Source organism: Tateyamaria sp. (genome assembly GCF_039945315.1).
Classification (GTDB): Bacteria; Pseudomonadota; Alphaproteobacteria; order Rhodobacterales; family Rhodobacteraceae; genus Tateyamaria.
The window spans coordinates 1-12,682 of record NZ_JBDUXB010000018.1 but is presented as its reverse complement, the minus strand read 5'-3'; the positions used below and the strand labels follow the sequence as shown (position 1 = coordinate 12,682).

Sequence of the window (12,682 nt, the reverse complement as noted above, 5' to 3'; positions counted from 1 at the left end):
CACATGAAAACCTACCAGATGTATATCGACGGCGCGTGGACAGATGCCGCGGGCAAAGAGACATTCGAAAGCAAGAATCCCTACACGGGTGCGCCTTGGGCCGTGATCCCTCGCGGGCAGCAAGAGGATGCAGATCGGGCTGTTGCAGCAGCGACACGTGCCTTTCGCTCGGACGATTGGGCGGGCATAACGGCCACCAATCGCGGACACCTGTTGCGCAAGCTGGGTGATTTGATCGCTAAAAATGCCGAAGCGCTGGCTCGGACCGAGGTTCAGGACAACGGCAAGCTGTTCAACGAGATGTTCTTTCAGCTGAAATACGTGCCGGAGTGGTTCTATTATTACGCAGGCCTCGCCGACAAAATCGAAGGCAGCGTAATCCCGATTGATAAACCCGACATGCTGAACTTCACCCGCTATGAGCCTCTGGGTGTCTGCGTTGGCATCACCGCGTGGAACTCACCCCTGCTGCTATTGGCCTACAAACTCGCACCGGCATTGGCGGCTGGCAATACGTTTATCGTGAAGCCGTCGGAATTCACCTCGGCCTCGACATTGGAACTGGCAAAGATCGTGGATCAGGTTGGCCTGCCCAAAGGTGTGTTCAACGTGGTGACGGGGTTTGGTGCGGAAGTGGGGGCCAGCCTTGTCGAACATGAAGGTGTCGCCAAAGTGGCCTTCACCGGCTCCGAACAAACCGGACGCCACATTGCCGAGGTCGCCGCGCGGACGTTCAAGAAGGTGACGTTGGAACTGGGTGGAAAATCCCCCAATATCGTCTTTGCCGATGCTGAAATGGACAATGCTGTTAACGGCGTGATCTCGGGCATTTTCGCCGCCTCGGGCCAAACCTGCATCGCCGGATCACGTTTGCTGGTCGAGCGCAGTGCCCATGACGCGTTCCTCGACAAATTACTAAGACTTGCCAAAATCGCGCGGATCGGTGATCCGATGAACACCGACACCCAGGTGGGTCCAGTCACGACCGAGCAACAGCTGGAAAAAATTCTGGGCTACATTGACGTCGCCAAAGGTGAAGGCGCGGAGACCCTGATGGGCGGCGGCAGACCCGACCGGCCAGAGTTGGGCAATGGCTGGTTTGTTGAACCCACCATCTTTGGCGGGGTACGCAACGACATGCGCATTGCACAGGAAGAGGTATTTGGCCCGGTTCTGTCTGTCATTCCCTTTGACAGCGCTGATGAAGCGCTGAGCATCGCCAATGACAGCAGTTATGGCCTTGCTGCGGGGGTGTGGACGCAGGACATTCGCAAGATCAAACATTTCTCGGAACGACTTCAGGCGGGGACCATTTGGGCAAACACCTACCGTGTGATCAGCTACATGACCCCGCTGGGCGGTTACAAGAATTCCGGACTGGGTCGTGAGAATGGCCAGAACGCGATTTACCAGTATTTACAAACCAAGAGCGTGATGATTTCAACGGCTTCCGAGGTCGCCAATCCCTTCATCATGCGCTGATCCGATTTCGCGTTTTAGGCAAATATCAGAATGATTGTGCTCGCCATCAATGCGGCCATCAAAGTCATAAAAGCGCGCCAAACATTCTCGGAACGCAAGAAATTCGAAAGCAAATGGCCAAGTGTTGTCCAAAACAGGCACACACCCAGATTGATGCCCGCGAAAACAACGAACAAGCGCAGTGCTTCTTGATGGGGGGCAAGCCCAATGCCAAATCCTGCTGAGGCCGCGAGCGCGATCGCCCAGACCTTGGGATTTACGGCCTGAAACAGAATTGCCTGACGAAAAGTAAATGGGCACCCACGGTCTTGTGTTCTTTCGGTGCGCCCTGCCAAGGCTGTCTGCCATGCCAGCCACAAAATCCAAAGAGCGGCCCCTATTTGAAACAGCAGTTTCAGTGCCGGTAAGGTCAGCAGAAGTGTGCTCAGCCCAAGTGCGCTTCCGGCGGCCAACATTCCAGTCCCAAACGGAACGCCCAGCAGGTGTGGAACCGTAGCCCTGAACCCGAACCTTGCACCCGATGCGGTCAGCATGACGACATTCGGGCCAGGCGAAAACAACCCAGCCAGTACAAACAGAAACAATGGAAGAGTTTCGGCTATCAATAGCTTTCTCACAAACGACAAGGCAGGTGCCGCAAAGGTGCAGCACCTGCCAAATGTAACATATCATATGCTTAGTTGAGCAACACTCTGGGAAGCCAAAGCGCGATCTCTGGAAACAGGATCACCAGTGTCAGACCAAACAGCTGCAATATCACAAACGGGATGATGCCGCGATAGATCTGTTGGATCTTTACCTCCGGCGGCGCGACAGCCTTGAGGTAAAAGAGCGCAAAACCAAAGGGCGGCGTCAAGAACGAGGTTTGCAGGTTGATGGCAATCAGGATTGCGAACCAATACACGACGTCAAATCGCGAGACGTGATCGCCAAAGTCCAGTTGTGCAATGATGGGTGCGAAGACGGGCAGCACGATCAGCGTGATCTCGATCCAGTCAAAGAAGAACCCCAACACAAAGACTAGACCAAGCAGCAGGAACAACAAACCCCATGGGCCAAGACCCATCGCCTCAACAGTGCTGATCACCAGATCATCGCCACCTAACGCGCGGAAGATGTAGCTAAAGAAAGTCGCGCCGACGAACAGGCCGAAGATCATCGCATTGGTTTGTGCCGTACTGTCGACCACGCCGGACACCGTGCGTCCGAACTGCACCAGTTTTCTCCACAAAGATGTGGCAACAACGGTGGCAGATTGCGTGCTGGCATCTGGCCCCTCAAGTGTGAAGTCCTTTACGCCCATCGAGGGCAAGATCACCAAATTGAAGAACCCCAATAAAATCGCGCCTAATGCACCGACGCCAGCCGCCTCGGTTGGGGTTGCCACGCCCCCAAGGATTGAGCCGAGCACCATGCCTATCAGGATAACAGGGGGGACAAAGCTACGCAGGATCATGACCACTACGCCACCGCGCGTTTGCGGGCCGAGAGCCTCAGATATTGGCTGTGCCAAAGACGGGTTAAGCCAACAGCGAATGACGATATAGGCCATGTAGAGCGTCGCCAGAATGAGGCCAGGAAAGATCGCCGCCACAAACAGATTGCCCACTGAGCGCGACAGCAAATCTGCCATGATCACCAGCATGATCGACGGCGGGATCAGGATGCCCAGCGTTCCGGACGCCGCAATTGTGCCGGTTGCAAGGGCATGATCGTATTTGCGCTCAACCATGATCGGCAAAGCCAACAGGCTCATCATGATGACAGACGCCCCAATGATACCTGTCGTGGCTGCCAGAATTGTACCCATGATGGTCACAGACAGTGCGAGACCTCCCGGAACTCGCCGCATCAGAACTTGAAGGCAATTCAGCAGGTCGCGCGCAGCGCCGGATTTTTCCAGCATCGTGCCCATGAACACAAACATCGGGATCGCTGTCAGGATGAGGTTTTCCATGACACCGCCAAAAATACGCGACGGCAGTGTGGAGAACTGAATAAAGGCAAGCTCATCTGCGGCAATGCCGATCAGGCCAAAACCCAGACCAACACCGCCCAGAACCCAGGCAACCGGAAAGCCGCTAAACAGCAGGAACGCAAGAGCGACAAACATCAACAGCGGGAGGAGTTCGACAATGCCCATCAGTGGCCACCCCCGATTGTCGTGGCTTTCATGTCATTGGGAAGCCTTCTGGCCAGTCCTGCGATTGATTTGATAAGCTGGGATATCCCGGCCAGTCCGATCAAAGCGAAAAGCATGATCAATCCGCTTTTCAGGATCCACAAATCAGTCAAGCCAGTTTGGGATTTTGAAATTTCGCCAGAGATATAGGACCGAACGACATAGGGCCAGGACAGCCAGGCCCCCAGAAAGGAATAAGGGATCAAGGCCAGTAGGATGCCCATGATTTCAATTATGTACTTGGCACGATCCGAAAGGTTTTCGCGGATCAGATCAATGCGCACGTGGGATTGTCTTGTGTAGGCATAGCCCACGACCAAAACGATCAGAAAACTATGCAGCCAGTACTCGGATTCCTGCAACATTGTTGAGGTCAATCCAAATACCTTGGGTACGCCCAGATAACGGGTGGTCACGTCATAAGTGACAACGAGTACAAGAAGCAGCGCGCACCAAGCGCCAATCTTGGCCATAACCCAGAGAAACCCATCGATTGCGCGGCTAACCGCCAAAGCGCTCTGCATTGGACACCCCTTCCTTCTTTTCTTGACTTGAAAATGAGTAAACCCGGCTGACAGTCAGCCGGGTTCTTTGTTTAATCTCAGTTCATCAATCGAGGTAGGCCAGATCTTTCCAGACTTTGTAGTCAGCACGGAAGGCCTGAAGGTTTTTCCAAACCCGGTCAAAGTCAGGGTTTTCCTCGGCCATCTCAATGGCGATCCCATTCCATTCAGCCTCAAGCGTGTCGAGGAATTCATCTGGCCAACGGTGGGTCGTCACACCTTCGGCACGCATCTCAAGCAGTGCCTTGCCTTGAATGGCTTCACCCTCTGCCAGCTGCGTTGCGACAGTCGCGCGGCATGCCGTCGTAATGATCGCACGTTGCTGATCCGTCATGCCGTCCCAAACAGCCTTGTTCACAAGAAGTTCCTGAATGGTCGACTGTTGGTGCCAACCGGGGAAGTAGTTGTGTTTGGCAAGATTGTAGAACCCCAGGTTCTGATCGATTGCGGGCATCGAGAATTCGGTCGCATCAATCGTGCCACGCTCCAGTGCTGGATAAATGTCGCCACCGGCCAGAAGCTGGGTGTCGACACCCATTTTCTGCATCACCAAAGCGCCAAGGCCGTAAAAGCGCATTTTTAACCCTGCAAGGTCCTCTGCGGAGTTGATTTCTTCTTTGAACCAGCCAGAGGTTTCCGGCGAAACGATGCCGCAGACCTGCCCGTGGATACCGACGGGATGGTACAACTCGTTCATCAACTTTTCGCCATCGCCATTCCACATCCATGCCAGGTATTCACCGGGTCCCGGACCAAATGGCACAGCAGCAAACAGGTTCAGGGCAGAGTTTTTGGCACCCCAGTAACCCGAGGTTGACCAACCTGCGTCTACCGCTCCGGTAGATACATTGTCATAAATTTCCAACGCAGGAATGAGAGCATTAGGGTCATAGAACTTGACTTCAATGTCACCACCAGAGATCAGATTTACGGTGTCTGCAAACCGCACACCAGCTGTACCCAGTTGGGTCAACGAACCGGCGAAGGTTGATGGCATGTTGATCTTGATTTCTTCGGCCAGTGCCGGTGCGGCGACGACGCCTGCCAGCATCGCGGCGGCGGTGATCGCCTTGGATGTTCTGTTCATGGTTATCCTCCCATAGGATTGCTTTTGTTGTGCAATCTATGGGTAACGCCTGTACCGCCGCTTTCAGGAGTCTCGAATTCCGAATGGGGGTATCACCGTTCGGGATGGCAAAGACATGCCGGGCTATGTGTTCCCCAAGTTCTGGGAAATCAGATGTTCCACCAAAGCGCGAACAGGACGGGACACTGCGTTCAAATCCTTCACAGCAAGTTTTAGCGTCCGAACAGCCCAGTCTTCGTCAATTTCTTGCATCCGTAATTGCGCACTTTCAAGGTAGGGTTCAACTGCACCAAGGGGAAGTACGGCAACCCCCAGACCTGCCTCGACCATCCGGCGTACACCATCAAAGCTAAGGGTTTCGACACGTGTCTTGAGTGTCAGCCCCTGTTCCGCGGCACGCGCCTCCAAGAACGCCTGAAGTGAACTACCTGATTGCAGGCCCACCATAGCAAGCTTGGCAAATTCAGCGAACTTCACTGGATTGTCGGGTCGGAATGGATGATCCTTCCCCATAACCACAACCAGTGTATCTCGTCGGTAGGTTAGAACCTCCAGTTCCGGTTCTTCAACCAGCCCCGAAAATATGCCCAGATCGGCCAATCCATCCCGCACCGCCGTCAGGATTTCGTCAGATGTCTGCTCGCTGAGATCGATCCGCACATCCGGATAATCCTCGACGAAGCCGGCCAAGTCTTCGGGGAGAAACTGCGTAATCGCCGATGTGTTCGCCGCAATGCGAACCGACCCTTTCGCTCCTGATGCGAAATCAAGCATCTGGGTTTCCATGCGTTCTACCAGACTGAGCACGTTCGAGGAATGCCGGGCGAGTTCACGGCCCGCGGGGGTCAGCTCTACGCCTCGCGTTTGCCGATAGAACAACGGCGTCCCGATCTTATCTTCCAAATCGGAAATGCGTTTGCTGATCGCCGACGCTGCGACGTTTTCTGCCTCAGAAGCTTGCGCAATGCTGCCCGCTTTGGCGACGGTCAGGAACATTTTCAATGTTATCAGATTAAACGACATGGTTTTTCCACAAAAATTTGCAACATTTCGGAATGGTTCAATTGCATAAGACATTCCACGCTACGAAGCAGGCGATCTGATTTCATCCTACACATGTTAGGGTGCTAGTGCTCAAAATAGTAGTGAGACCTACGTCAGTTTAACCCTATCCACACGCTTCAAATCCCGAAGCGTCAAATGGTCATGCCTGGCATCTCGGATCACGATGGCTACCGCAAAAACTGTTGATCTTGCGCTTCAGTCAACATGCCCAAGCTTAACTGCAGCCCTGCAAGCGCTAACTGGGCTTAAAACTACAAAATTTATTTCATGCCTGTCGGGCAAGTCTGAAGCCCACCGTTGGTTCCAAGAGTGTGGATGAACGAAAAAGCCACAACACGTGAATTGGGTCGAATTTTTCCACTGCGTGGAACACGAGAGCCGGTTTGTCTGCCGCATGGCAGCGTCGTGTTCTATGCAATTGCGGAAATTTTTGTGCTGCGTGCACTCGCAGCGAGAATCTCGAATTTACAAGTTGGGCTCCAAGCGGACATGCGGCAGCGCAACGAAAAATTCGATTTCGAAGAAGTTTCAATGTCGGTTTCAGGTGGTTCAGCATGAAAGGCTCCCACCAGCCGAGTTTCATTCTTTCCGACGGTCCGAAAAATATATCTTCCCGAATATGGATACGAGCCCGCGCTTTGGTGCGCGGGCGACAAATTCCAATCGACTGAACAGGGGCTCAACGGGCCGTTGGCCCGCTCACCCCGATTCAGGCATCATTCCTTTAGTTTTGTCCGCCCAACACCCCTGACCGTGGCGGTCAACCTTAGTCCATCCCCAAAATCAGCCACCAATTTCCCCTGTCTCGCAGGCGAGCCATTCCTCGCGGGGCAAATTGGCGTCTGATTTTGGCGCAGACATTTTCTTCGTAAATGTGGCCGATTGACAGCCCCGGCCAGGGCCGTGGGTCGGGCTTTGCCCTCTCCCACTCTGTTCCGCCGAATACATGCGTATTCGGTCAGATCAGGTGGCCGAGGCGCAGCCCATCGGCGGAAGGGGGCGCAAAGCCTCACCCGCTTCACTTTGATCGAGGAGGCCACAAATGGCACCAAAGTTTGATGTTTATGCCCATGTCACCGACACCATTATTGCAGAGATCGAGGCAGGCACGCCGCCATGGCGCAAGCCGTGGACCGGAAGCGCGTCCGGCATTGCCCTGCCGACCCGACATAATGGGGAGGAGTATCGCGGGATCAATATCCTGATGCTCTGGGTCATGGCGGCCAAGCATGATTATGTATCCAGCCGCTGGATGACCTACAAGCAGGCTCAGGAGTTGGGCGGTCAGGTCCGCAAAGGTGAAACGTCGTCGACCGTGGTCAAATACGGGACGTTCACCCGAGAAAACGAACTGGGCATTGAGGAAGAACTGCCCTATGCGCGCGCATACCGCGTCTTCAACGCGGATCAGATCGAAGATTTGCCGGAGGAGTACTACATCCGTCCCGAGGCCCCGCGCGACCTTGGCACTGAGGTTGATCCCGATCTTGAGGCTTTTTTTGCTCGTACGGGTGCGGAGATCGTGACCACCGATGAGCCGCGAGCCTATTACAGCCCGGCCAAGGATCACATCCATATGCCGCCCGTGGCGACCTTCCTTAGTGCGAAAGGGTATTTTGCGACCCTTGCCCATGAATCAATCCACTGGACCGGTAGCGAAAAGCGGCTTGAGCGGATCAAGAAATTTGCGAACCGCGAAGCCTATGCCTTTGAAGAGCTGGTGGCGGAAATCGGTGCTTGCTTCCTTGGGGCTCAGATTGGCGTCGCGCCGGAGTTCGACCAAAGCGCCGCCTATGTTGAAGGCTGGTTGAAAGCGCTCAAAGAGGACAAAAAGGCGATTTTTCGTGCGGCGTCCGAGGCGCAGAAGGCAGCCGATTTTGTCCTAGCAGCTGCAGGTCAGAGCAAGGAGGTGGCAGCATGATCCCGGACTATCACAGCGATGATTTTTCGACGGCACGTCTGGAAGACACTGTCAGCTTGCGAAGCGCCGCTCGTGAAGCGCGCGCCACGCTCTACGCGGTCTTGAACCGGCTGGAGCTGAACGATCTGGACGGCGAGGAGCAGCCCTATATCGACGATTGTCTTGGGGCTCTCGCAATCCTTGAGGAGGCGTTGCGATGACCTTGGAAGAGATCAAAGCAGCAGTGGACGCGGGCAACCGCGTTCACTGGGTCAACAGCGGGTATGTGGTGACACGTGATGAGCTCGGGCAATACCTCATCACCTTCACGCAGAACGGGTCAGCTATTGGCTTGACCAGTCGGGATGGCACCCGCTTGAACGGCAAGCCTGTCAAATTCTTTGTCAGTGAAAGGGCCGACGTTTGCCATGAAGTATTCTGACATCAGGCAGGCGGCCCGAGAGGGCCGCGCCAGCGTGCATCTTCATGGGTTCAGTAATCTGCCCGATGGCGGGCAGGAGTATTGTGATGATCCAGCACTGATTGATGGCTGGGCGATCTATGTCCGAGTTGAGACCCCGGACGACCCGCAACAGCCCTTTGATCTGCACGAGCTGCCCGACCATCAAACCTATGCCAGCGCCGAAGGCGCGGCCCGCACAATAGCGCTGCAACTCCTTGGCGATGCTGAGGCGTGGAACCACGACTAGTGGTGCCATGCCTTGCGCATGTGGCCGGGCTTTGCTCGGCGGTCGCAGACTGTGGCTGCTCCAAACGGAATACAGGCAGTTGATGCAATATTATAATATTGAATCAATTATGGCGAAGTGCCATAACTGGGCTGCCTGTATGATGCTGGCCGGATTGCGGTGCTTTTGTCTCCAACTGGCCATCCGTGCGCATGGAGAGCACGAAGCCTTCAGAGTAAGCTGGCGCAGCGAGAAGCGAAGTACCAAATGCAAGTAGCTTAGTCGACGTCGTCCAGCTGATGCGAGGCGACTTTGCCCTCAAACATCGGGATAGAAATGATCGAAACGCCCAGCCCTGCAAGGAAGCTCGATAAGCCGTTGATTGTCTTGAACTCTCGGGCAGCCATGTTGTTGCGTGCAGTGACAAGCAGGCGACGCGTCTCGCCATCTGGCGAGACGCAATGCACGGTCCAAACTCCGGACCACTGAGCACCTGTACGTTTGGGCGTAACCCGGCACACAACATCCGCCGAATGACCCTCGGCAAGCAGCGTGCGCAGCCCGTCTTCACTGACAACATTGGGGGCTTCTTGCATCAAATTCATAGGATCGAGCCTTGCAGAATTGTGCATTAGCCCGGCAGTCCCTCACGGACTACCGAACCGATACAATATTATAACCTTGCAATCAATAGGTGCAATTTGATTTATTGCGCCCTTCATGCGTTGAAACAAATTTACTGCAACGGAGTGGCTGAGCCAAGATAATAAGGGGCTTTTGAAACAAACATGGGCGGCTCTGGCTGTTTTGAGTTGGGAGTCATCTCTCCACCTGTAAACAATTGTACATGATCCAAAATTCTATTCAGTTTTTTGCTCATAGGACTGTCGGTACCAATCATCGGCACAAACAACGCGAATCTTGGCTTGGAACATTTCTCCACCCCTGGTTTGCCGATGACAGGGAAGAAAGAATGAAACTTGAACGCACAATGAATCACTCGTTTTGGGGTCTTTTGGGGGGCGCTGTTCTGGCGGCTACGCCGCTACTGGCAGAAGAACGGATGAATTTTGCTTTTGGCTTTCCAGCCACCTCAGCAGTAGGCCTGGCTGTCGAAGACTATATTACCGCTGCCGCCGAGCGCTCTGATGGCGAGATCGTGATCACGGGCTTTCCCATGACACTTCTAAGTATTCCCGAGACTAATGCCGGTGTTCGTGACCGTCTCGCTGATATCGGTTTTGTCCTTACTCCCTATCATCCGGCCGAATACAGCACAAACCTGTTCCTTCACGAGTTGAATACGTTGATCAACTTGCGTGATAACCCCACTGGAAAGGAGCCTTTGGCGTTTGCTGGCGCGATGCTTGAATACACATTCAACATGTGCCCTGAATGCATGGAAGAGTTCAGCGCCCAAAACCAAGTTTACACTGGAGGAGGGGTGACCCCGCTCTATAATATGCTGTGCAAGGACGTTTCTATCACCTCGATTGAAGATGTTGCGGGGTTGAGGCTGCGCGCCGGCGGTGCAGGTTTTGTTAGATTTGCAGATCACTTTCGCGCGCAGGGTGTGACACTGCCCTTGAATGAGGTGTACGAGGCGCTCGACCAAGGCATAATAGAATGCGCGATGCTGAGCGCGCCGGAGCTCATTAATTATAATCTGAACGAGGTCGTCACCGACATAACCCCGGCCGTTCCAGGGGGGGCGTTTGCTGGTGTTGCATCGGCAAACATCAACGCGGATCGCTGGAAGGCAATGGGCGATGCAGAACGCGAGGCGTTGCTTTGGGCAGGAACGCAGCTGACTGCAAGCGCCACTTGGAATTTCTACACGGACGACAATCAAGCGATCGAAGATGCGCAAGCCAGGGGCATAAGACTTCACGAAGCTTCGCCGGAGCTCATTGCTGAAGTGCAGGAATTCAGCGGGCAAGACCTGCAAACAGTCGCTGGTCTTTTCATGGAGGACTACGGTGTAGCACGGGCCGAGGTGATCATTGAAGAATTTCGCCCCGTATTGGAAAAGTGGTATGGTTTGGTCAATAACGTGGAAACGAAAGATCAATTGCACCAGCTTTATTGGGATCAGGTGTCTTCCAAAATCGACCCTGCGACATACGCAAACTGAATTGATAAAGGGGGGCATTCGTGTTGACCCCCCTTAACTTTTGTATCTTCATTTATGGGTAGAAGCTGATGAAAGCTGTTGGAAGAACCATTTCTTGGATGACTGAAGGAGCATCAGGCATTGCCGGTATACTGGTTGTATTAATGGTGATCCATGTTTTTCTGGATGTGTTGATGCGTTTCATTTTTCAAACGCCTATCGATGCCACAATCCTCTACGTCTCCGTCTTCTACATGATCGGAGTGGCTTTTTTTCCATTGGGGTCGTTGGAAGTCAAAGACAACCATATTTCTGTTGAGCTTTTAGTCGAAAAACTTCCTGGAAGGCTCCAGAAAATTCTATCCGTATTTGCGCTTCTGGTTACCAGTGTTGTAGCCGCAACGGTTGCCGTGCGTACGGGTCAGGAAGCCTTATTGAAATACTCGATTGGGGCTTATTCCATCGAAGCGAGCGGACGGATAATCACATGGCCAAGCTATTTCTATTTGCCAATTGGATTTGGTCTGATGGCTCTTGTTTCGGCGTGGAAAATGATCGCTACAGTGATGGGCCGGGACAGTGGGCTGCGCGTCTTACAAATTGAAGACCCCTATCTAGCAGGAAGCAATCGCGATGTCTGAATTTCAGATTGCAGCCCTCTTCATTGCGGTTCTCGTCGGCTTTCTCCTGATCCGAATTCCTATTGGTATTGCGCTGATCGCCGTATCGTTTGGCGGTTTGTGGTCAATGTTCAACTGGGACATTGCTTGGGGATCGCTTGGAATAGTTCCCTATAATTTTGCAAACAGCTGGGTTCTAAGTTCGATCCCGGCATTCCTGTTGATGGGCTATATCTGTTACCACGCACGTCTTACCCAAGGGCTGTTCCATGCCGCACAATTATGGCTGTCAGGGTTACCTGGAGGGCTCGCAATCGCATCGGCATTCGGTTGCGCAGGCTTCGCTGCGGTAACCGGTTCGTCGGTGGCCTGTTCCGCTGCTATGGGGAAAATTGCGGTTCCTGAAATGATGCGTCATCGCTACAACCCCGAATTGGCGACTGGAACCGTTGCGGCAGGAGGCACAATCGGTGCGCTCATTCCACCATCCATACTAATGATCCTGTATGGCATCATTTCGCGCCAACCCGTTAGCCAGTTATTCCTTGGAGGGCTGGTTGTGGGACTGATCACTCTGTTTGCATATGTCTTGCTGATCTTTGTAAGAGTAAAGCTGGATCCTAACCTCGCTCCGCCAGTCGTGGCCAGCGCCAAGCCGCAAGAGAAGCTTCGTGCTTTGGGCGAAACTGCACCAGTTCTACTGATCGTGATTGGTGTTTTTTCGGGTCTGTTCGGCGGAGTTTTTACGCCTACAGAAGCTGGTGCCATAGGCGCTGTGTTATCTGCGATTGTCGCCGCCGTTTACCGGACGTTGAGCTTCAAGGCCTTGCGAATGGCAGTGTGTCTGACGTCAGCGCTTATGGGTCCAAATAGGGTTATTTGCTAAGAGAGTGTTTGTTGCTCATCGTAGCCACCGAGGAGTGGACGATGAGAAAGACAACGAAGAGCCCAGGCGAGAAGATCGTCAAAGATATCAAGCGC

The 12,682-nt window shown here is 53.7% G+C and carries 14 protein-coding genes and 1 pseudogene; 9 read left to right on the top strand and 6 right to left on the bottom strand.

From position 1 onward, the window contains the following. Positions 1-3 precede the first annotated feature (3 nt). A complete protein-coding gene (locus ABJD00_RS04515; RefSeq protein ID WP_413848516.1) occupies positions 4-1,482 on the top strand; it encodes an aldehyde dehydrogenase in 1,479 nt (492 codons plus the stop codon). Between the two features lie 14 nt (positions 1,483-1,496). Here ABJD00_RS04515 and ABJD00_RS04510 read toward each other — a convergent pair whose 3' ends face one another. From ABJD00_RS04510 to ABJD00_RS04490, 5 genes are all read right to left on the bottom strand, one after another. Then, the gene (locus ABJD00_RS04510) at positions 1,497-2,087 is read right to left on the bottom strand and encodes a LysE family translocator (protein WP_341477204.1); all 591 of its coding nucleotides are present in this window, start codon (positions 2,085-2,087) and stop codon (positions 1,497-1,499) included. 71 nt (positions 2,088-2,158) lie between these two features. Then, complete coding sequence (locus tag ABJD00_RS04505) at positions 2,159-3,625, bottom strand: TRAP transporter large permease (protein WP_413848520.1); 1,467 nt, start codon at positions 3,623-3,625, stop codon at positions 2,159-2,161. Then, positions 3,625-4,188: a TRAP transporter small permease subunit gene (locus tag ABJD00_RS04500; RefSeq protein ID WP_413848522.1), complete on the bottom strand. Its 564-nt coding sequence runs from the start codon at positions 4,186-4,188 to the stop codon at positions 3,625-3,627. Before ABJD00_RS04500 ends, ABJD00_RS04505 begins: the two co-directional genes overlap by 1 nt. 85 nt (positions 4,189-4,273) lie before the next feature. Beyond that, a complete protein-coding gene (locus ABJD00_RS04495; protein ID WP_106610562.1) occupies positions 4,274-5,314 on the bottom strand; it encodes a TRAP transporter substrate-binding protein in 1,041 nt (346 codons plus the stop codon). A gap of 123 nt (positions 5,315-5,437) precedes the next feature. After that, positions 5,438-6,337: a LysR family transcriptional regulator gene (locus ABJD00_RS04490; RefSeq protein WP_165798978.1), complete on the bottom strand. Its 900-nt coding sequence runs from the start codon at positions 6,335-6,337 to the stop codon at positions 5,438-5,440. Between the two features lie 357 nt (positions 6,338-6,694). Here ABJD00_RS04490 and ABJD00_RS04485 point away from each other — a divergent pair, with 357 nt between their 5' ends. The 5 genes and pseudogenes from ABJD00_RS04485 to ABJD00_RS04465 all read left to right on the top strand — a co-directional run bounded on the left by ABJD00_RS04485 (position 6,695) and on the right by ABJD00_RS04465 (position 8,989). Further along, positions 6,695-6,937, top strand: coding sequence for a hypothetical protein (locus tag ABJD00_RS04485; protein ID WP_413848525.1), 243 nt, complete (start codon positions 6,695-6,697; stop codon positions 6,935-6,937). Between the two features lie 484 nt (positions 6,938-7,421). Beyond that, positions 7,422-8,300 carry an ArdC family protein gene (locus ABJD00_RS04480; protein WP_413848527.1) on the top strand — a complete coding sequence of 293 codons (879 nt, stop codon included), beginning with the start codon at positions 7,422-7,424 and terminating at the stop codon, positions 8,298-8,300. After that, the gene (locus ABJD00_RS04475; RefSeq protein ID WP_247034477.1) at positions 8,297-8,500 is read left to right on the top strand and encodes a hypothetical protein; all 204 of its coding nucleotides are present in this window, start codon (positions 8,297-8,299) and stop codon (positions 8,498-8,500) included. The genes ABJD00_RS04480 and ABJD00_RS04475 overlap by 4 nt, the downstream gene beginning before the upstream one ends. Continuing rightward, a pseudogene (locus ABJD00_RS04470) lies at positions 8,497-8,700 on the top strand (hypothetical protein); the annotation flags it as partial. The gene ABJD00_RS04475 and the pseudogene ABJD00_RS04470, both read left to right, overlap by 4 nt. 7 nt (positions 8,701-8,707) lie before the next feature. Next, positions 8,708-8,989, top strand: a complete 282-nt coding sequence (locus ABJD00_RS04465; RefSeq protein WP_348468372.1) for a hypothetical protein — start codon at positions 8,708-8,710, stop codon at positions 8,987-8,989. A 257-nt stretch (positions 8,990-9,246) separates the two neighbouring features. Here the strand turns inward: ABJD00_RS04465 and ABJD00_RS04460 are convergent, their stop codons facing one another. Beyond that, the gene (locus ABJD00_RS04460; RefSeq protein WP_413853672.1) at positions 9,247-9,573 is read right to left on the bottom strand and encodes a hypothetical protein; all 327 of its coding nucleotides are present in this window, start codon (positions 9,571-9,573) and stop codon (positions 9,247-9,249) included. A 242-nt stretch (positions 9,574-9,815) separates the two neighbouring features. Here ABJD00_RS04460 and ABJD00_RS04455 point away from each other — a divergent pair, with 242 nt between their 5' ends. The 3 genes from ABJD00_RS04455 to ABJD00_RS04445 all read left to right on the top strand — a co-directional run bounded on the left by ABJD00_RS04455 (position 9,816) and on the right by ABJD00_RS04445 (position 12,587). Next, the gene (locus tag ABJD00_RS04455; protein WP_413848494.1) at positions 9,816-11,102 is read left to right on the top strand and encodes a C4-dicarboxylate TRAP transporter substrate-binding protein; all 1,287 of its coding nucleotides are present in this window, start codon (positions 9,816-9,818) and stop codon (positions 11,100-11,102) included. A gap of 68 nt (positions 11,103-11,170) precedes the next feature. Then, positions 11,171-11,722, top strand: a complete 552-nt coding sequence (locus ABJD00_RS04450; protein ID WP_348468366.1) for a TRAP transporter small permease — start codon at positions 11,171-11,173, stop codon at positions 11,720-11,722. Beyond that, entirely contained in the window at positions 11,715-12,587 is an 873-nt protein-coding gene (locus tag ABJD00_RS04445; protein WP_413848492.1) for a TRAP transporter large permease, read from the top strand. Before ABJD00_RS04450 ends, ABJD00_RS04445 begins: the two co-directional genes overlap by 8 nt. Positions 12,588-12,682 lie beyond the last annotated feature (95 nt).